The organism is Runella rosea (assembly GCF_003325355.1).
GTDB lineage: Bacteria > Bacteroidota > Bacteroidia > Cytophagales > Spirosomataceae > Runella > Runella rosea.
In genome coordinates, this window is sequence record NZ_CP030850.1 from 1,474,199 (window position 1) to 1,497,437 (window position 23,239).

The following is a 23,239-nucleotide window of genomic DNA, read 5'->3' on the forward strand; positions in this document are numbered from 1 at the left end:
CGAACGCACAACATGGGTTTGGCAAAAGTGGGGCTTTTGTGCTAAATTGAACATTTGTACTTTCTATTAGCTTTTGTGCTAAATTTGAACTTTAGTACTTTTTAATCCCCACCTTCGCCAAGCCCAAAAACGTTATGCGGCATTTTGAAAAGACCGACACCAAAAGAATAGAATGCTAAAAAAGTCATTTAAATATCTGATTATATCGACAGTTAACCTAATCGTGTTGACTACTCTACTTGCAATCTGGACAGACAAGCTTGAACTAACATTTAACGAGCTTGTTAGACCATTTGAGTTTTTAAAAATACTTGGCTTTACGATACTTTCGCTTATCGGTATGAGAATACTAGTTTTTTACTTCCAAAAGAAAAATATAAAAGCGACAAGAACCAAATTAAAATTAGCAATGCTACTGACATTATTAATCTCATCTTACTTGTATGTTGACTATTCTATAAAGCTTGTAGAGAATGTGATAGTAAACAGACAATTTAGAAACAAAATTGCGTGTAAAATAAAACCATCAAACGGTCTTGCTAACGGGACTACAGCAGAGAATTTGACAATCAAAGAGTATCAACAAATTGCCAGTATGAACTGGTTTCCAAAATTACCAATAGAAGCAACAAATATTATGTACGACTATCAATATGACGGATTTTTACCTGACTATTTTTTCTCGCTAACGTATGACTTACCACAGGAAATGAAAGTTGACACAATAAATTATACGAGCGGAGACTTTACAAGATATCAGACATTTAAACTTATAGACAATAAAAAACGGGTTACTTACAATGAAGGAGAACATTAAAAAACGCCGCATAACAGCACCTACCCAAAAGGCGGGGTTTTGTGCACAAAAGACAGATTTGTAGTGAACGAAACTTTAGTACTTTTAATCAACATTTGTGGTGAATCGCCCGCCCTTCGGGTAGCTGCAAAACGTTGGCAGCAATATGAATAAGAACTTAAGACATACAAATAGGAGGAATAGACTTTCAAATCTTTTTCCACTACTTACGATAGTTGGTGTCGGAATTCTTGTATTTGTTGCCTCGAGCTATGAACCAAATTGGATATATAACTGGAATGGAATAAGAAAAGAAATAAAAGATTCTATCCTACTAGTTGAAATGCATGGCATAACAAGTGGCATTGCAGGTAATGGAATTTCAAGTCAAAACGAAGTCGAACGAAGAAAGAAGATAATGAATACCGCTTCTCAAGCGGAGCTTATGAAACTACTTCAATATCCAAATGGAAGTGTTAGAGCAACTGCATATGAAGGGATGTTGAAAAAAGATGATTTCAAGGGAAAAACAGATTTGATTATTCAAGCTATAAATGACACTACATTTTTAATTAATTATCATTCAGGTTGTTTCGTTTGGGACAGAGAGATTGGAGAATACATCGTTCAAGATGTGCTAATGATTGATGATCAAATGCCTCCGCCGTCCAAGAATTCAATAGAAAACTTTAATCTTTCCAAGTCAGATATCTACAAAATATTAAAAGAGTTTAAAAAACGTCCAAAAAATGACTTCTAATACTGCTGCCAACACGCGTTTGGCTGCAATGGGGGTATTAGTGCTAAACTGAAACCTTTTCGTACTTTAGTACATCGTGCTAGCAATCAAGTATGGTGCTCCTAAATCCCCCACTGCGCCAAGCGCGAGAACGTTATAGGCAATGCTATCCCGAAACAACAGAAAAATGAAAATAAGTCAAATTTTACAAATTATTTTACTAAATATTCTACTAACAAATTGCAACAGTAAAGATGAAATTTATGCTTCAATTGAAAAGTTTGACAATTCTTTAGATTACTTAATTACTCAAAAAACATATGATAGGGCTAAATATTTGGTTTTTCAAGCCGACACATTGAAAAATAATCCCAAAGAAATTATAGAATCCTGTTATTTAATGACAAGTCAAAAAGATTCTATGAAAATAGATGCAAATTGCCATATATATAAATTTATAAATAATGAATTGTTTATTAATGCAAGCGAAGACCAATTAGGTAATAAATTTGTTCAAAAAAATATGTATTTTAATAATAAAATAGATAACAAATTATTAGACAATTTAAGAAAGCAAAAATCTGATACAGTTTATATTGGAAATCTAAAAAAATATGACGAAAAAGGTAATTTAGTAAAAATGATTAGAGCAACTGAATGGAAGAATATACAAAGTGATGGCACGATATTAATTAATGATAATAGATTGTTAGAAGTATATTCTAAAAATAAAAATGGAGATATAAAAGCGTACAGAAAAGAATATTTTAATAAAAAATATAATGTTGATAGTTTAAAGAATGTGAAAAAACAAGAATTTGCAACGACTAATTTGTGGAATAATGACAAAAAATAATATTCTTACAAATTTGACAAATATGGAAATTGGATTATGAAAAGAAAATTAAACAGTAAATACCCTGAAGTTTATTATCGAACTTATAAATATTAAAAGCACTGCCTATAACAAGGGTTTTGCGTCAGGCGGGCTGAAGTGCAAAACTCAACGGTAGTTTTTCAATTAAACTTTAGTAATAAAACCAGCTTTTGTGCTTCGATTTCCCGCCCGAACGCAAAGCCCCAAAACGTTAGTACACATTATAGAATGAAAAACCATAATAAATAATTAGAATGAAAATAATTAGTGTTGCATTTTTTGTTTTATTTACGACATATCTATCATTTGGACAATTGCTCCCGCATAAACAAGCCTACCCACTGAACGTTAAGCAACTTCATAGTGGGCATAGCTTAACTGACCCTTTGTTTAGTGACGGCCACCTTCGGCACCTAGTCGGTAATATTTTAGGTGGTCCTGTAGCGAACATAGGTAAATCAACTATTCCAGGGTCGTCTATGAAACATAGATGGGAAAACCAGCCTCTATGGGGAGAACCTTCTGCCAGACACGCTATAGCAAACTGGGAACTTTTGTCTATTACAGAAGGAGTACCACTATCGTACGAAGGAGGAAGTACAACGAGGTCGTATCTCGATCGCATTCAAGAGCAAAAACAATACTTATCTTTGTTTGTAAACAATGCATGGAATAATGGTAACAACAGAAATGGAGCACCTACACTTCTATGGACAACCTGGACTGGTATTGACAAAATCAACAGTAACGGCCCATGGCGACAAATGCTGGATCTACAAGGTGCAGAATGGGAAAGAATGCAAGACTATGCAAATGCAAACAAACCAACTGCTGCAACACCAGTATTTATCATTCCCGGGCATAAAATGATGGCAAGATTGTATGATGATATTCAACTTGGAAAGGTGCCAGGTATTACAAATATTAATCAGTTTTTTTTAGACGCCATACATACCAATTCCCTTGGTAACTACGCTATAACAATGATTCATTATGCTTGCATATATAATAAAAGTCCAGTAGGATTAACAAATAACCTATTTGCATCTTCTAATACTAGTCCTATACCATCTATTGCACTTGCCACTTATTTACAAACTATGATTTGGGAAGTAGTAACAAGTTATCCCAGAACTGGAATTAGTAATAATCCAATATTGAGCGTTTTACCTGAGGGTTCAACCAAAGAGAATTTTATTATTTATCCAAATCCAGTTAATAACATTGTACATTTAGACAAAAACATAATTGACAAAAATACACAGATAAGAATCTATGATACACTTGGCAAACTAATGTATTCAGGTAATGAATTATCAATTGATGTAAGTCAATTTCCTTCAGGTCTTTATTTGCTTAAATATAAAACGGTAATTGTTAAAATCGTTAAACAATAATTGTAAGTAATACCGTGTACTAACATGGGTTTGTGGCAAGTGGGGGCTGACGGAAGTAATTGAACATGTGGAATTTTATTGTACTTTTGTTGTCGGCGGACGTAACCCTTTTGAACTTTTGTAAGTAATTGAACAGCAGTAATTTATATCGGCAGACGTTCCAGCATACGAGTTTCAAAACCCCCACCTGACCACAAGCCCTGTACGTTAGCGGCAAGGTGACCGCAGAGACTGAAAAATATGACATTTAACGAAAATCTAAAATGAAAGTGAAAGTGAAATTCGCATTGACGCTATTTTTAACAACAACTATATTTTGTAAAAATATAGTGGGACAATCTACTAGCAAAACGACACCAAAGACTTCAATAGATAGTTTTATTGAAAGCAAGATGAGCGAAACAGGAATAGTTGGCATTGGAGCATCTATCATCGTAGATAAAAAAATAGTTTGGACAAATGGTTACGGCTATGCTGATAAGGAAACCAAAACTCCTTTTACCCCTTCGACTATTATGAATATTGCATCCATAAGTAAAACTTTTACAGGTTTCTGTATTATGAAAGCTGTTGAAGAAGGAAAAGTTTCACTTGACGAGGACATTAATAGTTACTTGCCTTTCAAAGTGATTAATCCAAATTTTCCCAATGGAAAAATAACATTAAGACATTTGGCAACGCATACATCAAGTATAATTGACCGTCATCCCATTTATTCTGAAACTTATTATTATGGTGGAAATAAACCAGAACCATTAGGAGATTTCTTAAAAAACTATTTTGTAGAAGGAGGAAAATATTACTCAAAAGATAATTTTCTTAATGCAAAGCCAGCAACAAATAGAGATTACTCAAATATTGGTGCAGGGTTAGCGGGATATATAGTTGAATTAAGAACAGGAAAAAAATTAAATGAATACGCAAAAGAACATATTTTCAACCCTTTGAAAATGCAAAATTCAGGTTGGAGTTTGACTGAAATAGACCTAAATAAACATACTAAACTTTATGAGAAAAAGGGCGACAGTATAGTGCAAGTACAATTATACGAAGGTACAACCTACCCTGACGGTGGTGTTAGAACTTCTGTAAATGAACTGTCTAATTTTTTCATAAGTCTACTTAACGAGGGGAAATTCAAGAAAACAAGAATTCTAAAAAAAGAAACAATTCAAGAAATGCTTAGATTTCAATATACAGAAACAAATAAACCTGAAAATGTAAAATTAAATAAAGTTAATCAAGGTATTTTCTGGGCTACTAAGTTAGGAGCTACTCGTATTGGACACAATGGTTCTGACCCGGGTGTTAGAACTTTTATGCTTTCAGATTTGAATAAGGAATATGCAGTAATTGTTTTTTTTAATACTTCATTAGAAGAAAAGTATGAAGGCGATTTTTTTGACATTTATGAGGAACTCTACAAATACGCAAAAGACTTGAAGGCGAAACAAACAACCAGCCGCTAACAAGGTATTGCCAAAAGCGGGGCTGACGGAATTCTAATCAACATTTGTACTAAAACAAACATAAGGAATTCTAATCAACTTCAGTGCTAAAAGTCCCCGCCTTCGGCAATACCCGTACCGTTACAAGCCATTTTATGAGAAACATCCTACTCTTAATTTGCATTTCGACTTTTTCCTGTACAAACAATAACACTTCTACTGCGACAAAGCTCTCACAGTACGACTCAATTCTTGTAGCAGAAAACTTCGACACAACAATTACAAACGCTGACAAAAGTTGCCTGTATTACAAAGGCAAACCTCTTTTAGCCTTTGGACAAGATATAAAACTGTTTGACACAACATTTTCTTTTAGATACGACCCCAATGGTGCTTATCAGGACTTTTTCAACCAAGACATTACTGACTATTTATCACTTGATGACTTTTATAGCACAAAGTTGTCGACAGGTACAATTGACGGTGCATTATATTTTTCTGCTGACAATAAAAAGAGAGTTTTCAAGCTTAAAGCAACTTTTGGAATTGAAGGCGACTTGTTAGACACATCAGGAATGGAAATTATGAGCTATTTACACGACAAATATTTTCCTTGCTTACCAGCTGACTTTAAAGGCAAAAAAACATTTGAATTGACACATAAATATTTTGTCGAGCAATTTCATTTATATCCATCGCCAGACAGTGCAGATGTAGAACATGGTTTTAAACCACATTGGGCTTTGGACTATACAATTAGACCGACGAAAAAAAACGGCTTGTAACAAAAGGTTTGGCGTTATGTCGGCGGACTATAACGCAAACTTCAACTTTGGTACATGTGGCATCTGTAGTTCCAAGCTTGACGGATATCGCCGAACAACAAAATCTTAACTTCAACTTTTATTTCTTTAATCAACTATCGTAACGGGCTGACGGTTTTTCAAATTCCGCCACAACGCCAAGCCCCGAACGTTATGTGGCATTTTAAAGACCGACACCACGAATGATAATTGAAGCTGAAATTATAAGTCAACCATATTCGGGAGAATACACCGAAAGAATTTACGACAATGAAAGTGCGTGGAATTCTCAAAGTTGGACTTTTATAAAATTTACCAATGACGACTATTCAGAATGGTGCGGACAATTTCGTGGCTTCCCAAGACAAGTGGCTATCTCGACACAGAATAAGATTGTTTTGGTTTTGACTTCTGACTATTTATTTCAGCTTGACATTGAAAAAGCAAACTTGGTTGACATTGAAGACCAACCCCAATATCACAACTTGACAGTTGCACCAAATGGAGATTTCATTCTCGCTGACTATTACAACTTTGAAAAAGTTGCGACAAACATTAAAGATAAAGAACCAATTGAAAGCCCAATTCAAATGGACATAATTGAATTCAAAAAATGGGACAATGAAAAACTTGAGTTTACCTGTGACGAATTTTTAAATTGGGACAGACACTTAACAATGGTTTATGACAGCGGAACGAATAAAATTGAAATAGTAAATGGTTAAGTTTAAAATACGGTTTGTTGACGTTGTTTATGGTATAGCTATAATCGGAGCAGACTTATTTGTATTTATATTACTTGGACTTTTACTTATGGGTTATGACGATTGTTATGACAGTTCAAAAGGTGAATACTGGAGTTTAGCAAGTATGAACTCGACCGAAAAAATAATTTACATTTGTTACAACGCTTGGATAATTTTAAACATAATAGCACTTGTTTATATTGGACGAAAAATATACAGAAAGACAAAGAAAAACGCCACATAACAGCACCTACAAGAAATTGGCGGTTCAGTGGTTAAATGAAACTTTGTGCTTCGTATCAAGTTCAGTGGTGGCAGACAGTTTTGTGCTTCGAAATCGCCAACTTCTTGTAGCTGCAAACCGTTATGTGATATTATAACCCAACAATACGAATGAAATTTATTCCAAGAAGAGAACCTGAATACTTTAAAGACTTAAATCTAAGTATTGACAATTATCAAAGGTATTTTAGACAAATCCGACCTGACATAATTAGAGAATTTAATAATAAGTGTGGTTATTGTGAATGTGATTTAAATCTCACAAGCTTGCCTAACATTGATAACTTTTATCCCAAAAGCATTTATCCTGAAAAAGCCTTTGAATGGAATAATTTAATTCTTTGTTGTCAAGTATGTAATATTAGTAAAGCAAACCGCTTTCCTCAGGACGAAAATGGAAATTCATTATTAATTAATCCGTCAATTGAAAATCCAGATGAACACATAGAATTAGACGCTAATTCTGGTTTGTTAAATGGGTTAACTGAAAAAGGAAAAGTTACAATATCAACCCTTGGTTTAAATAGACAGGAATTAGTTGAATTCAGAAGGAGAAATGAAAATGTCCAACAAATTCAATCATTATTCCCAAGTATAAATATTGAACAGGACAGGAACACAATTTATCAGACATTTATAGATAACACGAAAATGATTTCTGATGTAAATAGTAAATTAAAATATAATTCTAACGAAGACACACTTATTGCATATTTACTTTACGCAAATATCATCACATCACTCGAAACTTATTTAGCTGATATTTTTATTAACACAATTTTTCATAACACACTATACCTAAGAAAGTTTGTGGAGACTTATCCTAAATTCAAAGGAAATGAGAATGGACATAAGTTTACGCTTTCTGAAATCTATAATAAATATGATAAAATTGAAGAAATAGTTACTGACGAGATACTAGGAATTATCTACCATAATCTTCAAACTATCAAGCCGATGTTTAAAGACACATTTGAAGTACAATTTCCAAAAGATATGAGAAATATATTTATCGCTATTCAAGTTCGACACGACATCGTTCATAGGAATGGAAAAACAAAAATCGACAAAGAAACTAAGTCATTTACTGAACATACAATTGGAAAAGTAGAAATTGAAAATTTAATTATTGAAACATCAAAATTTGTTGAGGAAATTGATAAACAAATGATGAAATTATAATAACATCACATAACAGCAGTTTGGCAAAATGGCGGGTTTAGTGCTATATTCAAGTTCAGTTCTTAGATTGAACTTTTGTACAAAACTGAACATTTGTGCTTCGATTTCCGCCACTTCGCCAAGCTGCAAACCGTTAGCAGCAATTTTTCGACAGACACAGTGAAACATAAATTATATCAAATAGACGCTTTTACCGACACAATTTTTGGAGGAAATCCTGCTTGTGTGGTGCCACTTGACAAATGGTTGCCTGACAAAATCTTGTTGAAAATAGCAAAAGAAAACGCAGTTGCTGAAACTGCTTTTTTTGTTGACAAAGGAGAAAAAATTCATTTACGATGGTTTACGCCTGAAATTGAAATGGATTTGTGCGGTCACGCTACACTTGCAACAGCTCACAGTTTAGCGACAATTCTTGACTATAAGAAAGATAAAATTGTATTTGAAACTTTAAGTGGCGACTTAATTGTCAAAATTGAAAATGGGCACTATAAAATGGACTTCCCATCAAGAATGCCTATTGCCGACATCTTACCACCGACAATTTCAAAATCTTTGAATATTCAACCGAAAGAAATTTTGAAAGCAAGAGATTATGTTTTGGTGTATGAAAACGAAGCTGAAATCAGAAATATTAAAATTGACAGACAATTGCTCGACCAAATAAATCTCGACCCAGGAGGTGTAATTGTAACAGCAGTAGGAAATAACTGCGATTTCGTTTCAAGGTTTTTTACACCACAAGCATCAATATTAGAAGACCCCGTAACAGGTTCAGCACATTGTTCTCTAATTCCATTTTGGGCTAATAGACTCAATAAAAAAGAACTTTATGCTCAACAAGTTTCTGAACGATTAGGGAAATTGTATTGTGAAGACAGAGGAGAACGAGTGATTATTAGTGGACAAGCAAAAACATATTCAATTGGAGAATTTTGGACAGAATAAAACAACTGCTAACATGAGTTTGGCAATATGACGGCTGAAATACTACTATGAAACGTTAGTACAAGGTTTAACACTAGGAATTCTATTGAACTTTTGTGCTAAAATCCGCCACATCTCAAAGCTAAAAAACGTTAGCAGCAACGTTGGTGGTAAGGGTAACAGACGACAATAACATACAAAAAAATGCAAGACATATTATTTGACTTTATATCAAAATACGTTTCTCTCACAGAAGATGAAAAGAACGCAATCGTTTCTTTGGACATATTTCGCTCGGTAAAGAAAGGGACGACTTTACTCAAAGAAGGACAAAAATCAAAACATAGCTACTTTGTTCTAAAAGGCTGTATACGAACATATTATGTTTTAGATGGTGAAGAAAAAACTACTGGTTTCTACACAGAAATGGACGCTTTGACTCCCCCTTGTGTAATAAGCAAAACTCCTTCTCAATATTTTATTAGTTGTGTTGAAGACAGTATACTTTTAGTTTCAAATTCTGATATGGAAGTAGAAGTAAACAGTAAATTTCCAAAGTTTGAAATAATGTGTAGAATATTGTCAGAAGAATTGTTAGCTAAACAACGTATAGACTTTGACGAATTTAAGACCTCTTCACCCGAACAACGATACCTGAACTTAATACAAAAAAGACCTGACCTTATTCAACGTGTGCCACAACACCAATTGGCGAGCTATTTAGGTATCAAACCTCAATCTTTAAGCAGGTTAAGAGCAAGAATTATAGAGAAAGATAAAGGGTAAGCTGCATTTCTTAACTTAAGTGAACGAGTTATTGTATCTAGCCAATCTACTTTTGCATCATCGTTTAACATCAATTAAAACAGCTATGCAAAAGAAAATTTTACTGTTCGCTTTGGCCTTAATCATAACAAGCACTTTACAAGTTAAAGCACAAAATGACAAACAAGTCAGCACCTATAAAAGGTGGTTCATTGGAAGTACACTCTTGTTGTTTGGAAATTTAGACAAAACAAACAATCCCGAGTATGTACAATTAAATGTTGGATATAGGATAACACCTAAAGATGTTGTTCAATTTAGATTTAAAAGGTCCATTTATGCTTGGCCATTAGGTATCCCTTTTGGCCCTTCATTTGATGCGCCTGGACTAAACTATCCAGGACGTGCACGCATACTTGCTCCTCAAATAGGATACCAGCGGTTTTGGTGGAAAGGAGTCTACACATCCCTTTATGCATTGAATGCTTTTGAAAAATATATGGATGAGAACAATAAAAAGATTGGAAATGGATACACTTTATATCTTGACTTCTATTTAGGTTATCAGTTTAAGTTTTTTAAAGACCGCTTCTTTTTTGAACCAGCTATTGGAATTAGTTATTGGCCTGTAAGAACTAACGTTCCAGCATCTTTTAAAGCAGTAGAACAAAAATGGCCTAACCACTTTATTCAACCTGGGCTTGATTTTGGATTTAAGTTTTAAAACTACAACGATTAGATGAAAGCAGTTATTTGCAACAAATATGGACCTCCTGAAGTTTTGCGACTTCAGGAGGTTTCTAAACCAATACCCAAAGACAGTCAAATTCTTGACAAAATAGTTGCTACTGCCGTCAACTTCATTTCTTAACTTAAGTGAACGATTTTAAGGCTTTTGCCAATTTACCTTTGCATCATCTTCTAACATAAAAAGTAAAGAAATGCAAAAGAAAATTTTATTCATTGGTTTTGTCTTAATGATGACAAGTACGCTCCACCTCAAAGCACAATACTCTAAAACAGACAGTACTTACAAACGGTGGTTCGTTGGTAGCACTTTGTTTTTAGTAGGTAATCTAGCTCCCGTAAACCCTCCCAACTTCGCTCAACTCAATTTAGGATATCGGATTACAGGAAAGGATGTAATTTCACTTGAACTAATAACTTGGAAATATGCCTGGCCACTTGGTATTAACCCATTTTTTAACAAATCATACGGCAAGCCAGAAGAGAAATTCCCTGGTTATATAAGAGATTATGGTATTGCTCTTGCTTATCAAAGGTTTTTTTGGAAAGGCCTTTATGCAGCAGTACACGTAATGCCTATGTGGCAAACATTTGTGAATGACGACGGTAAAAAGGTGGATAATGGTTTTCATCTATTCAACTCTTATCGGGTTGGCTATCACATTAAACTCTTTAAGGATAGGTTTTTTTTACAACCATCACTTGGTATAGCTGGCCGTCCTTATCACACTAAAATGCCTAATGGTTTTAAAGAAAAAGATGACAAGTGGTCAAAATACACGCCTGAACCAGGGCTGCATTTCGGATATAATTTTTAGTTGATAATTATGAATACGCAAAAAACATCACAAAATGCACTAGAGGAAATCAAAGTCAGTTTGAAACTAAAGCTGGCAGCGCTGTGGGCAAGTTTAATGTTTCTCTATATCTATGTAGATTATTTCCACTTATTTATGCCAGGTACACTACAGGATATGTTAGCAGGCAAGGTATTTGTATTTGATATTACGCAAGGGTTTCTTTTGGCAGCACTCGCCTCAATGACAATTCCAGCACTGATGATTTTCCTTTCTGTTGCCCTGCCAGCTAAAGTAAATCGCTTTACAAACATAATCGTGGCTACGATTTATATTCCCTATACTTTGTTTAATTTGGCTGGTGAAGCTTGGATGCACATGTTATTTGGCGCTGTTGTAGAAGTCGTTCTTCTTTGTCTAATTATCAGTTATGCATGGAAATGGCCTCGCACCCAACTTAGCGCTTTGACTGAAAACTAAAACTTTCCATCGGCACATAGGTTTTGCCATTTGCATGTACCCCCTGCCGGGAACTATGCAGTGTAGGTGTGGATGCAGTGATAAATTTTGTCCTCACGTATGAAAAACGGTAATCATGCCCATCTGCAAGCCCTTATTTCTGCCAAACGTTTCCATGCTTTGCCATGCCGAACCAAACAAAGTATCATAGATCTATTTGGGCTGATGGAGTGTTAGTTGATTCAATTCAGAGGGAAGCGTAAAGACCACATGGAAGGATGGCACAGGCAATAAATCGCCCCCCCGTGCCTGTATCCATTCTTCCCGTTTGTGGCCTTGGCACTTTGGACAGTGTCTAATGAGGCAAAAATTATAGCTAATGCTGATGTTTCCGCAAAGCATCACAGGCGTCCAAATGAACGCCCATAACCGAAGTATCGCCCGCAAGGTGCGCAGTTGCAAGCCGTTTAACTCCAATACTTCAATGCCTGCTCCCAAACAATCCAGCACATGGGCAACTTCACGGCATGGCTGCATTCCAAAAACTCAAAACGTTGGATTATTTCCTGAAAGCTGGGCACTTCTCTGCCGGCACGATTGATAAGCTTATTCGCATGTAGCTCATCAAAATTCTTTTTTTGTCATGCTAAAGTTAAAATTGGCCTTACAATTAAGCCTTTTGTCGCGATATAGCTACCGAAGGATTTGTTCAACAGACGTTTGTGGCAAGTGGGGGTTCAGTGCTTCGTATGACAGTTTTTCTTAACTTCGTATGAAACATGGTGGCAAAATCGACACCTTCGCAAAGCCCGAAAACGCTGTATGCCATTAAAAGAATAGCCAAAAATATAAAAATCCGATGCAAATCATTATGTTGAATAAACTTGAGCAATATTATTATGAAGCAAAGGGAAACAAATGGTATGGCTACTTTGCCATATTTTGCCGTTTGGCTTTGGCTGTTGCATGGGTAATTTCAGGATTAGTAAAAATTAAAGGAGAACGCTTTGCAGCAGGTTTATCTTCCAATCATCCATTAGGACAGTATTTTGATGCTTTACTCAATACTGGATACTATTATACATTTATTGGTGTAGGGCAGGTAATAGTTGCTCTCCTATTACTCATTCCAAGAACTGCACTACTCGGTGCCATTAGCAGCTTCCCTATTATACTGAATATTTGTGTACTGACATATTCTGTTCGGTTTGAAGGCACTCGTGCAGCAACATTTATGTTATTGGCCAATTTATTTTTATTATGTTGGGACTACAACCGCTTAAAATCTATTCTTCCATTCAAACAAGATAAATTGGATGCACACTCTATTAAAGAAAAACCCTTAAAAAGCAGGTTCCCATTTTTATTTTTTGGAGGGGTTGTGGCAACTCTTGCTTTAGTTGTATTTTTAAACAATATCATATATGACATTCGACCTGGTAATTCACCAGAGGAATGTACAAATGGTTGTCCTGATAATAGTAATCCAAAGGCTTGTCAAGAATTTTGTGATTGTATTCATAACAAAGGAAAACCTATTGGTAAATGTTTAGAAGAGTACGAAAAGGCAAAATAAAGTGAAAATCAGGAATTTGAAGAAAATACCTGACAAATAAACTGCTCCCAACATTTGATTTTGAGCAAGTTGGGCAGACAGAATAACAATGAGCATTTATAATTCTGTTGGGCTTTTGTTCGGGCCAGACGTATATCGCTGAAGTTTAGTTTTTATCTTTAACTTAATATTTTCAATCAGCAGCGGTTCTGGGCAGATGTTTTTCAAAATCCCACCTTTGCCAAGCCCAAAAACCTTATCGGTCATTGTAGAGCGACAGTACTGAACAATAAAAAGAATAAAATTATGTCATTTCAAGCTTACATAGACAACATTAAAGCCAAGACAGGTAAGACACCTGATGACTTCAAAAAACTTGCCGAAGAAAAAGGATTTTTGCAAAATGGACAACTTGTAAAAACTGTGAAAGCCACTGAAATTACAAATTGGCTTAAAGAGGAATTTGAATTGGGATATGGACACGCAATGGCAGTATATGCAACCTTCAAGGGGAAAACTGAATGATAATAAATACAACCAATCGTAATATTATTATGAACATACAAGAACAAATCAAAAAGTATATTGACAGCCAACCTGAACCCAAACGTTCTGAAATAGAAGCGTTGCACCTACTTATACTTCAAGCCTTATCAAATTGCAAACTATGGTTCATAGACGGAAAAGACGAGAAAGGAAAAATTGTTTCTAATCCTCAAATAGGATATGGTCTTCAAACAATAAAATATGCTGATGGAAAGACCAAAGAGTTTTACCAAATTGGTATAAGTGCAAACACTACAGGAATTTCAATTTATATTATGGGCATTGAAGACAAAAAGTATTTGCCCGAAACCTATGGAACAACAATAGGTAAGGCAAATGTAACGGGCTATTGCGTCAAGTTCACAAGGCTAAAAGACATAAACATTGATATACTTGAAAAGGCAATACGTGATGGTGTTAAGCAAACAAGTTAACTGACAATATTTAAGCAAGCACATAACATCGGTTGGGAAATATATCGGGTTGAGTGCTTTTATGGAATCCCGAAATCAATCAAAATGCTAAAAATCCCCCACATGGCCAAGCCCCAAACCGAAGCGGTCATTGTAAAAAGACGGTAACAAGCCACAGAAAACAATAAAAAAATAGAACTATATGAGAAAAATAATTTCATTTATGCACATATCGCTTGACGGCTTTGTTGCAGGACCAAACGGAGAAATGGACTGGATTAAAGCTGATGAAGAAATTTTTGATTATGTCGGTAAGCGGATAAGCGAAAGCGACACTGCATTGTATGGACGAGTAACTTATGAGATAATGGAAAATTACTGGCCTACCGCAGCAAATAAGCCAACAGCAACCAAGCACGACATTGAACATTCAAAATGGTATAGCAAAGTTCACAAAGTTGTTTTATCAAAAACAATGAAAGACACAGGTTTGACTAACACAAAAATGATTAGTGACAACCTTTCGGATAGCATATATGAAATAAAACAATCCCGTTCCGCATCAGGCGGAAGCGAGAGCAAAGACATCTTGCTTTTTGGTAGCCCTACAGCAACACATTCACTTATGCAGCAGAATTTAATTGACGGCTATTGGTTATTTGTTAATCCTATTATTCTTGGACAAGGCATTCCATTGTTTGTAGACATCAAAGACAAAATAAAACTAAAATTATTGACTACTCAACCATTTACTTGCGGAGTAACTGAGCTGAATTACACAGTGGAAAGGCAATAACTATGAACCGCTAGCATGGGGTTTGTTACTATGCTGGCAAGTGAATAAATATTCTTGTTTTATTCGTTATGAGCAACGGTTCCAGGCAGACGGAATTCTATTCAGCTTTTAAGAGAACCCACTAATATTTCAAGCATATATGAAAATAAAGAAAATTCATTATATTTCAGGACTGGCAATTACGCTTTTTGTAGGTATTCATTTGTTTAATCATTCCTTGAGCGTTTGGGGGGATGACAGGCACATTGAAATGATGAATACTTTGCGAATATTTTATCGCAATATTTTTGTTGAAACAATTTTATTAGTTGCCGTATTTACACAAATTGTTTCAGGCCTGAAACTTTTTAAAACGAACAGAAAAACAGCCGTTTCTTATTTTGAAAAACTTCAAATTTGGACAGGGCTTTACTTAGCTTTTTTTTTCATCATTCATTTAAGTGCCGTTTTGGGTGGGCGGTACGTTCTGCAACTTGACACAAATTTTTATTTTGGAGTAGCAGGCCTGAATACATTTCCTCTTAACCTCTTTTTTGTTCCGTATTATGGGCTGGCAATTCTTTCCTTTTTTGGACATATTGCAGCAATTCATAACAAAAAAATGAAAAAATCTGTTTTGGGTTTGACCCCAAACCAACAATCTACCCTCATCGTGGTATTGGGTTTCATTTTGACAATATTCATATTTTACGGATTAACAAACCAATTTAACGGCGTAACAATCCCGAAAGAATACGACGTGATTATTGGAAAAAGCCTATAATCGTACGTAAAGAGTATAATTGAATGATGGATGAAAGTCCGAAGAAACATACTGAAATAAACCTAAAGAATGCAAACTTGTAAGCTCGTTTTTCCCCACCAATTATTTCAGTTTAATCCACTATTTTCCATTGAAGGTGATATTTATCTGATAGAGGAACTTTTATTTTTTCATCAGTACAACTTTCATAAGCAAAAAATAGCTTTCCATCGAGCAACTATGAAATATTACGAAAATTACCTACTCCAAAAGGGATTTTCTGTAAAATATGTTCAAGCCACCGAACAGGAAGCAGACATTAGACTGTTGATCATTCATTTGCACAGTTTAGGCGTCGATTCTTTAGTCATTGTCGACCCTGTTGACGAGTGGTTATTAAAAAGAATTAGAATCAGTTGCGCAAAACTAAAGATGAGTCTTAAGATAATGGAATCCCCCATGTTTTTGAATACATCTCAAGAATTAGCACTTTTTTTCAACCCCAATAAAAAGAAATTTTTTCAAACTGAATTTTATAAACAGGAACGAATCAAAAGAAAAATTTTAATCGACTCATCGGAAGGACCAGTCGGTGGTCAATGGACTTTTGACGTAGAAAATCGAAAAAAATATCCCAAGGGTAAGTCAGTGATAAAAGTGGCGTTCCCACCAACAAATAACTATACCCAGGAAGCTCATAGCTATACTCATCAATACTTTTCTGGCAATATTGGTAGCCTAAATGATAGCATAACTTACCCCATTGGATACGAAGCAAGTGCACAATGGCTAAATCAATTTTTTGAACATCGTATGGCAGAATTTGGTGAGTACGAAGATGCCATTTTGCGCAAAGAAATGCTGCTCAACCATAGTTTGCTGACACCCATGCTCAACGTCGGTATGCTTACACCTGACCAGATTGTAAATCAGGCTTTAGATTATAGTCGGGACAACAGTGTTCCCATCAATTCGCTTGAAGGGTTCATTCGCCAAATAATTGGTTGGCGGGAGTTCATCAGAGGAGTTTATATTACAAAGGGAAATGAAGAACGAACCAAAAACCATTGGGGCTTCACCAGAAAAATCCCAAAAAGTTTTTATGATGGTAGCACTGGAATTACCCCAGTGGATGACACTATTCAAAAGATTCTAAAAACAGGGTACTGTCATCATATTGAACGACTTATGGTACTGGGCAACTTTATGTTACTTTGTGAGTTTGACCCCAATGAGGTATACCGCTGGTTTATGGAGTTATTTATTGACGCCTATGACTGGGTGATGGTGCCCAATGTGTACGGTATGAGTCAGTTTGCCGATGGAGGATTAATGGCCACCAAGCCCTACATAAGCGGCAGTAATTATTTGATGAAAATGAGTGACTATCCCAAGGGCAACTGGCAGGCAACTTGGGATGCTTTATTTTGGCGATTTTTAGACAATCACCGTGCTTTTTTCCTCAAAAACCCAAGGTTGAGTATGCTGGTTAAGACTTTTGATAAGTGGGAAGAAAGCAAAAAGAAAGCAATCCATCAAAACGCAAGTGATTATCTCGCAGGCTTGACTTAAATACGGTATTCAAGGCCATATCCAGGCAATATTTAGTCATTTTTACTCCCGGTATAGCAAAACCCTTGACGTACTTCCTTCTTCTACGGCGTAAAATTCTGAGCCAGAAAGCCACCCAAACTGGAAAGTTCCCTTGGTGACGGGGCGTAGTTTTTCGGTCATTATGTCATACAACCAAATGTGCGACTGCCCCGAAAGTGTGGCAGAAAACAACAATTGATTCCCCGTAGGCGACAGCTTAGGCCACTGAACCGCGCCTTTAGGCGGCGTCACAAACAGGGTTTTGGTGACGGCATCCTTTTCGGGGTCGTAGTTCACAATCTCCTGCGCCTCTCCCGAAACCGAGCTATAACGATGCACCAACAATGAGCGGCTGTCGGCGGTCCAAGCCATGTCGTAGGGCTGGGGCAGGGTCGTGCGTTTCTCGGTATTGGTCTCAGCATCGTAGAGCCACACATTTCCTGTGCGGTTATAGTCGGTGTAAGCGATTTTTTTACCGTCGGGAGCCAGAGCCGCCACCCAAACATTGGCCGTTGACGGCAGCGTAAACTCACTAAAGGTTTCCTTATTAATGTCGTAAATGACGTACTTTCGACGTTGATTTACCGAAGTTTCAAACAGAATTTGTTCCCCACCAGCCCCCCAATTTCTAAAAAAAATCGTTGACGGATACGTAAGCTTTTGGGCTTTCCCCGAAACCAACTGATTCAACGTCAACTCTTTAGAATCTTGTGACTGAACTAAGGAATAAGTACCCGCCGGAGACAAGTAAAAACTGACGGCATTGGTGGTTTGCAACAGTTCTTTGACTGGTTTCAACCGGTTAGGAATCACCAAGATAGGCGTGCTTAACTCTGACCAATACTCACCTTTACTGCCTTTTACGGCCACATAATACACTTTATCCGCCTGCAGGCCCGCAAGGTCAATTTTTTTTTGTTCGGTGGTTTGAACCAATTTCAAATTTGAAGGGCTACCCTCCGACATCCACACCTCTGTTTTATCAAAATCCACGGGTCGTGGCCCAGTAGTCCCGACAAAAACGCTGCCGATAGATTCAATGGTCACTTTCTCCTCGGTATAGTTGGCGACTGCGCTCATCAGCAGGGGGTCGTTGGGAGAGGGTTCGGGGGTTCTATTGCATCCAATGGTCAACAATAGCCCAACGAGCAACGCCGCAAAAAGGGGGAACGTCTTTTTCATAACAAACTAAAATGGTTATTTCTACCTACAATGACGGTTTTGCGGCGGCAATAGTTGTATGGCTGCTCAGCTATTTTTCGACCGACAAACCCGCCGTAATCTGTTTCACCAACGCCTCGTTTATTTTTGCGTAACTTTCCTGCGTCCAGCCTGCCACGTGGGGGGTCAGTATTACCCGCGATGAGTTGCAGAGGTAGTCAAACGATTTTTGTTGTTCGGGCGTCAAGGTGTTCAATTTTTCATTTTCAAGAACGTCCAAACAGGCACCTCTGATTTTGCCGCTTTCCAACCCTTTGACAATGGTATCCATGTTGACAATTTCGCCCCGCGCAATGTTGAGCAGAAAAAACGGACGGGCTACATTTGCCACAAAATCATCATTGATCATGAGTCGGGTCTCGGCGGTAAGCGGCACGTGCAGGCTGATGACATCGGCCTGAGACATGATTTCTTCCAACGACGATTCCTGCGCGTACTCATCGCCGTAGTTGACCAAATATTTATCGTACGCCAACACTCGGCAGCCAAACCCACTCAATCGTCGGGCGGTGGCACTACCGTTGAATCCGTAGCCAATGAGGCCCACGGTTTTTCCCATCAGCTCAATTCCGCGATTTCCTTCACGGTCCCAAATTCCCCGCCGCACCTCGCGGTCAGCCTTGGCGATATTGGCAAACAATCCTAAAAGCATCCCGATTACGTGCTCGGCCACAGCGTCGCGGTTTCCTTCATTGGCCGCAAAAACCTGAATATTCCGTTGTTGCACGGCCTCCAAGTCAATCAAATCCAGCCCCGCTCCCGCCCGAGCCACAAAGCGCAAGAGAGGAGCTTGGTGCAGTACTTCTTCATCAATAACGGTTTTACTCCGAATAATAAGCCCCTCATATTCACCAATGTGACTTAAAATTTGAGGACGTTTGAAAGTAGGTTCATAACGATACAACAGGCCCGCCTGATCTAACATCGGAAACAGGGAAGGGTGCATCTCGTCAACTATTAAAATCTTCACGACAGTGTCAGTTAGTAATCGGCACAAAAATAGTGCGGTTTATTCGTAAATTGCAGCGTCATTACTAAAACGATTTTATTGATTTTTGGGGTTGACGTGGCAAAAACGGCAAATATTTATCCGCTGAATCCGCCCGTTCCTCACAAATCTAATTTTTTGATGCATCATGAGCGAATCAAATCTTGATAAACCTGTCATTGGCATAACCATGGGCGACTACAACGGCGTAGGACCGGAAGTCATCCTGAAAGCACTGCAAAACAACCAATTAAACCGTATTTGTGTCCCCGTCATTTATGGCTCCATGCGCCTTCTGAATCGCTACCGCAACCAGATGGACATGAAGGACTGGAACTTGTTTGGCCTTCAAAAAATTGAGCAGGTAAACCCAAAAGTAACCAACGTCATCACCTGTTGGCCCAATACCGACGAGGATATTCAGCCCGGAAAAGTAACCCCCGAAGCCGGCAAGGGAGCTTTTGAAAGCCTCAAACGGGCCATGGAAGACCTGAAAGCGGGCAAACTGGACGCGTTGGTAACTGCCCCTATCAACAAAAACAACATCCAAAACGACGAGTTTAAATTTCCAGGTCATACCGAATACTTAGCGGAAGCCTTTAACATCAAAGAGCCGCTCATGTTTATGGTGAGCGACGTTCTGCGCGTTGGGGTCGTGACGGGTCACGTGCCGCTGTCGGAAGTAGCGAGCCAAATCACCAAAGAAAAAATTGTCGTTAAACTTCAGGCCATGCTCAAGTCGCTACGCGGCGATTTTGGCATCCGTAAACCTCGGATTGCGGTGCTAGGGCTGAACCCTCACGCGGGCGAAAACGGGCTTTTGGGTTCGGAAGAAGAGGAAATCATTACTCCCGCGCTGAAAGAACTGCGCAACAAAGGGCAGCTCATTTACGGGCCGTATCCAGCCGATGGTTTTTTTGCCGCCCAGACCTACCGCAAGTTTGATGCGGTATTGGCGATGTACCACGACCAAGGGCTTTCACCGTTCAAAACCATTGCATTTAGCGAAGGTGTCAATTTTACGGCGGGTTTACCCATCGTTCGCACATCACCCGACCACGGCACTGCCTACGACATCGCGGGCAAGAACCAAGCCGACGAAACCTCCATGCGCCAAGCCATTTACACCGCCTGTGACGTAGTAAAGCACCGAAAAGAACAAGCCGAACTCGAAAAAAATGCGTTAAAAAAGAATCCTGTCGTTGAAAAAATGACATCGCAGGAGGAAAAGTAATAAGCGGCCAAAATCAAAAAAGCTTCGGCACTCAACACCGCTGCGGAAGCGCAACATTTGTAAAGAGTCAGAAGCGTTAATTTCTGACTTCCGACTTCGGGTACTCACTACCGACTTCTGATAACTACTATATTTATGCTGAAATCAATGACCGGCTACGGAAAAGCCACCTACGAATCAGAAAGCATTTCGGTCACGGCCGAAGTGAAGTCACTGAATTCCAAATTTTTAGATATTTACTGCCGTATTCCGCGTAATTATTCAGAGCGAGAAATCGAAATTCGAAACCTCATCACCCAAGCCCTCGAACGCGGCAAAGTAGAGTTTAACCTCACCGTCACACCCGTAGGACAGGGCGGTTCGGGCACCATCGTAAACCGCGCGCTGGTGAAAGCCTACTACCGCGATTTGCACCAAACCGCCGAAGATTTGGGGTTTGCGCCCGTTCCCACCGACGTGCTCCGCATGGCGCTTATGATGCCCAATACCTATCTGACCGACGCCACCACCGAAGACCAACAAGTCGCGGATTTGGCGTTGATTCAAAAAACGGTACACGAAGCCCTCAGAAAATGCACTGAATTTAGAATCCAAGAAGGCGTTGCGCTCAACAAAGCCTTCAAAGATGCCATTCAGAGAATCACCGACATTCTCATTGAAATTGAAGAATTAGACAAATTTCGTATTCCGGGGGTGCGGGAACGACTCCGTAAAAACGTCCGTGATTTACTCGGCGATGAATCTTTTGACCAAAATCGCTTTGAGCAAGAGCTCGTGTATTACATCGAAAAATTTGATATTTCCGAAGAAAAAGTTCGTCTCAAAAACCACCTCACGTATTTTATCGAAACCCTCCAAAGCAAAGAGAGCAACGGCAAAAAACTCAATTTTATTTCGCAGGAAATCGGCCGTGAGGTCAACACCATCGGCTCCAAAGCCAACGATTCTGCCATCCAACACTTGGTGGTGCAGATGAAAGACGAGTTGGAGAAAATAAAGGAGCAAACGGCTAATATTATTTAAGCAATACAAAGTAGGGAGTGAGTATTTATTCCCAACTTACTCCTTGCTTTTTAGCTTCTTTTTGACCACGTCGGCGGGGTATTTGAGCGCTAGTTCACGGATTTCATAGCTAAAAGCTTCGAAAGTTTCCCGCCACAACTGTGCTTCTTCGGGCGTGTATGAATAAAATCCGTGGGCATTTGCCACGCCCTTACCACCTGCTTTCACGATGTCGTCAATCAATGCTGGTACTTCGGTACTTGTGCTTAGGGTCGGAAACAAATCTTTTAATACCGTATGGTAGGCGGGTACGCCCGTCAAATCCATCCAACGAAAAGGCCCGACCAAGGTCATCCAGTAACCTCCATTGTTGCGACAGGCACGGTCTACATCTTCGACCGTTGCGTAGCCATTTTCAACCAGATTAAACGCTTCCCGGTACAAGGCATACATGAGGCGATTGCTAATAAACCCACGAATATCTTTGCGAACCAACGTGGGTTCTTTACCCCATAAATGTGAGAGTTCGTACAACCATTCCCCTTTCGATTCATCGCTCAATTCTCCGCAAATCACCTCCAAAAAGCGCGTTGTGTGCGAAGGTTCTGCCCAATGCAACCCCAAAAAGCGCTCTGGCTGGCGTACTTCTTTCTGTAAAATGCTGATGGGAATGGCCGACGTATTGCTCGTAATCACGGCCTCTGTCGACACCACAGCCTCAATTTTTTCGTATACAGATTTCTTGATGGCAAGATTTTCTAACGTACATTCTATCACCAATTGGCAATCGACAAGCGCACTGTAGTCCTCTGTAATCAACAGTGCTTCAAGAAAATGGTCGGGTGTTTGCGTGGTTAGGCCTTCTTCCAACGATTTTTTGAGGTGTTCATAAACACGCGGGTGCGCCGTGGGCACATCCATCGGAAGCGGAGCCACGGCCACCACTCGGTGTCCAGCCAATAACAAACAAGTAGTGATGCTGCAGCCCATCAAGCCGAGTCCAACGACTCCTACAGAAAGTTGGGAAGGGTTCATAGTTCTCTTAAATTCCAAAAAATTAAGCCTTAAAAGTTCTCAATATAAATGGTATTATGGTTAAGATAAAAGTGATTGTCCACAAATAAACAATCCCTTTGGTGAAATCATGACAATTCTGACGTCATGCTTTCACCAAAGGGATGAGA

At 38.3% G+C, this 23,239-nt stretch carries 26 protein-coding genes; 21 read left to right on the plus strand and 5 right to left on the minus strand.

The annotated features are described in order from the left end of the window. Positions 1-226 precede the first annotated feature (226 nt). The 13 genes from DR864_RS30050 to DR864_RS06300 all read left to right on the plus strand — a co-directional run bounded on the left by DR864_RS30050 (position 227) and on the right by DR864_RS06300 (position 11,986). On the plus strand, positions 227-817 hold the full coding sequence (locus DR864_RS30050) for a hypothetical protein (RefSeq protein ID WP_205319211.1): 591 nt from the start codon (positions 227-229) through the stop codon (positions 815-817). Between the two features lie 145 nt (positions 818-962). Beyond that, on the plus strand, positions 963-1,556 hold the full coding sequence (locus DR864_RS06235) for a hypothetical protein (RefSeq protein ID WP_114066142.1): 594 nt from the start codon (positions 963-965) through the stop codon (positions 1,554-1,556). Positions 1,557-1,722: 166 nt separating this feature from the next. Then, positions 1,723-2,391 (plus strand): hypothetical protein, encoded by a 669-nt coding sequence (locus DR864_RS06240; protein ID WP_114066143.1) that lies wholly within the window; start codon positions 1,723-1,725, stop codon positions 2,389-2,391. A gap of 275 nt (positions 2,392-2,666) precedes the next feature. Beyond that, the gene (locus tag DR864_RS06245) at positions 2,667-3,809 is read left to right on the plus strand and encodes a T9SS type A sorting domain-containing protein (protein WP_114066144.1); all 1,143 of its coding nucleotides are present in this window, start codon (positions 2,667-2,669) and stop codon (positions 3,807-3,809) included. Between the two features lie 263 nt (positions 3,810-4,072). Beyond that, positions 4,073-5,278, plus strand: coding sequence for a serine hydrolase domain-containing protein (locus tag DR864_RS06250; protein ID WP_114066145.1), 1,206 nt, complete (start codon positions 4,073-4,075; stop codon positions 5,276-5,278). Positions 5,279-5,412: 134 nt separating this feature from the next. Beyond that, the gene (locus DR864_RS06255; protein ID WP_162793586.1) at positions 5,413-6,042 is read left to right on the plus strand and encodes a hypothetical protein; all 630 of its coding nucleotides are present in this window, start codon (positions 5,413-5,415) and stop codon (positions 6,040-6,042) included. A 221-nt stretch (positions 6,043-6,263) separates the two neighbouring features. Next, complete coding sequence (locus DR864_RS06260; protein WP_114066147.1) at positions 6,264-6,785, plus strand: hypothetical protein; 522 nt, start codon at positions 6,264-6,266, stop codon at positions 6,783-6,785. 414 nt (positions 6,786-7,199) lie between these two features. Then, positions 7,200-8,270, plus strand: coding sequence for an HNH endonuclease family protein (locus DR864_RS06270; RefSeq protein ID WP_114066149.1), 1,071 nt, complete (start codon positions 7,200-7,202; stop codon positions 8,268-8,270). Between the two features lie 159 nt (positions 8,271-8,429). Next, the gene (locus DR864_RS06275; protein ID WP_114066150.1) at positions 8,430-9,218 is read left to right on the plus strand and encodes a PhzF family protein; all 789 of its coding nucleotides are present in this window, start codon (positions 8,430-8,432) and stop codon (positions 9,216-9,218) included. Positions 9,219-9,401: 183 nt separating this feature from the next. Next, positions 9,402-9,983 carry a Crp/Fnr family transcriptional regulator gene (locus DR864_RS06280; RefSeq protein WP_114066151.1) on the plus strand — a complete coding sequence of 194 codons (582 nt, stop codon included), beginning with the start codon at positions 9,402-9,404 and terminating at the stop codon, positions 9,981-9,983. 85 nt (positions 9,984-10,068) lie between these two features. Beyond that, the gene (locus DR864_RS06285; protein ID WP_114066152.1) at positions 10,069-10,686 is read left to right on the plus strand and encodes a hypothetical protein; all 618 of its coding nucleotides are present in this window, start codon (positions 10,069-10,071) and stop codon (positions 10,684-10,686) included. Positions 10,687-10,903: 217 nt separating this feature from the next. Next, positions 10,904-11,527, plus strand: coding sequence for a hypothetical protein (locus tag DR864_RS06295; RefSeq protein ID WP_114066153.1), 624 nt, complete (start codon positions 10,904-10,906; stop codon positions 11,525-11,527). Positions 11,528-11,536: 9 nt separating this feature from the next. Continuing rightward, on the plus strand, positions 11,537-11,986 hold the full coding sequence (locus DR864_RS06300) for a DUF6326 family protein (protein ID WP_114066154.1): 450 nt from the start codon (positions 11,537-11,539) through the stop codon (positions 11,984-11,986). On the opposite strand, the gene DR864_RS30530 is transcribed toward DR864_RS06300, so the two are convergent. Next, on the minus strand, positions 11,924-12,064 hold the full coding sequence (locus tag DR864_RS30530) for a hypothetical protein (protein ID WP_374755793.1): 141 nt from the start codon (positions 12,062-12,064) through the stop codon (positions 11,924-11,926). The genes DR864_RS06300 and DR864_RS30530 overlap by 63 nt on opposite strands. A gap of 114 nt (positions 12,065-12,178) precedes the next feature. After that, positions 12,179-12,502, minus strand: a complete 324-nt coding sequence (locus DR864_RS30535) for a transposase zinc-binding domain-containing protein (RefSeq protein ID WP_114066155.1) — start codon at positions 12,500-12,502, stop codon at positions 12,179-12,181. Between the two features lie 322 nt (positions 12,503-12,824). Here DR864_RS30535 and DR864_RS06310 point away from each other — a divergent pair, with 322 nt between their 5' ends. From DR864_RS06310 to DR864_RS06335, 6 genes are all read left to right on the plus strand, one after another. Further along, the gene (locus DR864_RS06310; RefSeq protein WP_229599532.1) at positions 12,825-13,541 is read left to right on the plus strand and encodes a DoxX family protein; all 717 of its coding nucleotides are present in this window, start codon (positions 12,825-12,827) and stop codon (positions 13,539-13,541) included. Between the two features lie 285 nt (positions 13,542-13,826). Beyond that, positions 13,827-14,045: a DUF4287 domain-containing protein gene (locus DR864_RS06315; protein WP_114066156.1), complete on the plus strand. Its 219-nt coding sequence runs from the start codon at positions 13,827-13,829 to the stop codon at positions 14,043-14,045. 29 nt (positions 14,046-14,074) lie between these two features. Continuing rightward, a complete protein-coding gene (locus tag DR864_RS06320; protein ID WP_114066157.1) occupies positions 14,075-14,500 on the plus strand; it encodes a DUF1801 domain-containing protein in 426 nt (141 codons plus the stop codon). A 181-nt stretch (positions 14,501-14,681) separates the two neighbouring features. Beyond that, positions 14,682-15,275 (plus strand): dihydrofolate reductase family protein, encoded by a 594-nt coding sequence (locus DR864_RS06325; RefSeq protein ID WP_114066158.1) that lies wholly within the window; start codon positions 14,682-14,684, stop codon positions 15,273-15,275. A 139-nt stretch (positions 15,276-15,414) separates the two neighbouring features. Further along, positions 15,415-16,038 (plus strand): succinate dehydrogenase/fumarate reductase transmembrane subunit, encoded by a 624-nt coding sequence (locus DR864_RS06330; RefSeq protein WP_114066159.1) that lies wholly within the window; start codon positions 15,415-15,417, stop codon positions 16,036-16,038. A gap of 69 nt (positions 16,039-16,107) precedes the next feature. Further along, positions 16,108-17,589, plus strand: coding sequence for a cryptochrome/photolyase family protein (locus DR864_RS06335; protein WP_114066160.1), 1,482 nt, complete (start codon positions 16,108-16,110; stop codon positions 17,587-17,589). A gap of 42 nt (positions 17,590-17,631) precedes the next feature. Here the strand turns inward: DR864_RS06335 and DR864_RS06340 are convergent, their stop codons facing one another. Continuing rightward, positions 17,632-18,792 carry a TolB family protein gene (locus DR864_RS06340; RefSeq protein ID WP_114066161.1) on the minus strand — a complete coding sequence of 387 codons (1,161 nt, stop codon included), beginning with the start codon at positions 18,790-18,792 and terminating at the stop codon, positions 17,632-17,634. 70 nt (positions 18,793-18,862) lie between these two features. Further along, on the minus strand, positions 18,863-19,801 hold the full coding sequence (locus tag DR864_RS06345; protein WP_114066162.1) for an NAD(P)-dependent oxidoreductase: 939 nt from the start codon (positions 19,799-19,801) through the stop codon (positions 18,863-18,865). Between the two features lie 166 nt (positions 19,802-19,967). Between DR864_RS06345 and pdxA the strand changes: the two genes are divergently transcribed. Then, entirely contained in the window at positions 19,968-21,053 is a 1,086-nt protein-coding gene (gene pdxA, locus DR864_RS06350) for a 4-hydroxythreonine-4-phosphate dehydrogenase PdxA (protein WP_114066163.1), read from the plus strand. A 135-nt stretch (positions 21,054-21,188) separates the two neighbouring features. Next, positions 21,189-22,076 (plus strand): YicC/YloC family endoribonuclease, encoded by an 888-nt coding sequence (locus DR864_RS06355; protein ID WP_114066164.1) that lies wholly within the window; start codon positions 21,189-21,191, stop codon positions 22,074-22,076. 36 nt (positions 22,077-22,112) lie between these two features. Here DR864_RS06355 and DR864_RS06360 read toward each other — a convergent pair whose 3' ends face one another. Continuing rightward, the gene (locus DR864_RS06360; RefSeq protein WP_114066165.1) at positions 22,113-23,090 is read right to left on the minus strand and encodes a 3-hydroxyacyl-CoA dehydrogenase family protein; all 978 of its coding nucleotides are present in this window, start codon (positions 23,088-23,090) and stop codon (positions 22,113-22,115) included. Between the last annotated feature and the right edge of the window lie 149 nt (positions 23,091-23,239).

Coding starts and splice junctions, on each gene's coding strand:
- DR864_RS06285 (WP_114066152.1), top strand. CDS start 10,069: ATGCAAAAGAAAATTTTACTGTTCGCTTTGGCCTTAATCATAACAAGC.
- DR864_RS06325 (WP_114066158.1), top strand. CDS start 14,682: ATGAGAAAAATAATTTCATTTATGCACATATCGCTTGACGGCTTTGTT.
- DR864_RS06335 (WP_114066160.1), top strand. CDS start 16,108: ATGCAAACTTGTAAGCTCGTTTTTCCCCACCAATTATTTCAGTTTAAT.
- DR864_RS06255 (WP_162793586.1), top strand. CDS start 5,413: ATGAGAAACATCCTACTCTTAATTTGCATTTCGACTTTTTCCTGTACA.
- DR864_RS06280 (WP_114066151.1), top strand. CDS start 9,402: ATGCAAGACATATTATTTGACTTTATATCAAAATACGTTTCTCTCACA.
- DR864_RS30535 (WP_114066155.1), bottom strand. CDS start 12,502: ATGCAGCCATGCCGTGAAGTTGCCCATGTGCTGGATTGTTTGGGAGCA.
- pdxA (WP_114066163.1), top strand. CDS start 19,968: ATGAGCGAATCAAATCTTGATAAACCTGTCATTGGCATAACCATGGGC.
- DR864_RS06260 (WP_114066147.1), top strand. CDS start 6,264: ATGATAATTGAAGCTGAAATTATAAGTCAACCATATTCGGGAGAATAC.
- DR864_RS06320 (WP_114066157.1), top strand. CDS start 14,075: ATGAACATACAAGAACAAATCAAAAAGTATATTGACAGCCAACCTGAA.
- DR864_RS06270 (WP_114066149.1), top strand. CDS start 7,200: ATGAAATTTATTCCAAGAAGAGAACCTGAATACTTTAAAGACTTAAAT.
- DR864_RS06245 (WP_114066144.1), top strand. CDS start 2,667: ATGAAAATAATTAGTGTTGCATTTTTTGTTTTATTTACGACATATCTA.
- DR864_RS06315 (WP_114066156.1), top strand. CDS start 13,827: ATGTCATTTCAAGCTTACATAGACAACATTAAAGCCAAGACAGGTAAG.
- DR864_RS06300 (WP_114066154.1), top strand. CDS start 11,537: ATGAATACGCAAAAAACATCACAAAATGCACTAGAGGAAATCAAAGTC.
- DR864_RS06295 (WP_114066153.1), top strand. CDS start 10,904: ATGCAAAAGAAAATTTTATTCATTGGTTTTGTCTTAATGATGACAAGT.
- DR864_RS06360 (WP_114066165.1), bottom strand. CDS start 23,090: ATGAACCCTTCCCAACTTTCTGTAGGAGTCGTTGGACTCGGCTTGATG.
- DR864_RS06235 (WP_114066142.1), top strand. CDS start 963: ATGAATAAGAACTTAAGACATACAAATAGGAGGAATAGACTTTCAAAT.
- DR864_RS06330 (WP_114066159.1), top strand. CDS start 15,415: ATGAAAATAAAGAAAATTCATTATATTTCAGGACTGGCAATTACGCTT.
- DR864_RS06250 (WP_114066145.1), top strand. CDS start 4,073: ATGAAAGTGAAAGTGAAATTCGCATTGACGCTATTTTTAACAACAACT.
- DR864_RS06240 (WP_114066143.1), top strand. CDS start 1,723: ATGAAAATAAGTCAAATTTTACAAATTATTTTACTAAATATTCTACTA.
- DR864_RS06355 (WP_114066164.1), top strand. CDS start 21,189: ATGCTGAAATCAATGACCGGCTACGGAAAAGCCACCTACGAATCAGAA.
- DR864_RS06340 (WP_114066161.1), bottom strand. CDS start 18,792: ATGAAAAAGACGTTCCCCCTTTTTGCGGCGTTGCTCGTTGGGCTATTG.
- DR864_RS06310 (WP_229599532.1), top strand. CDS start 12,825: ATGCAAATCATTATGTTGAATAAACTTGAGCAATATTATTATGAAGCA.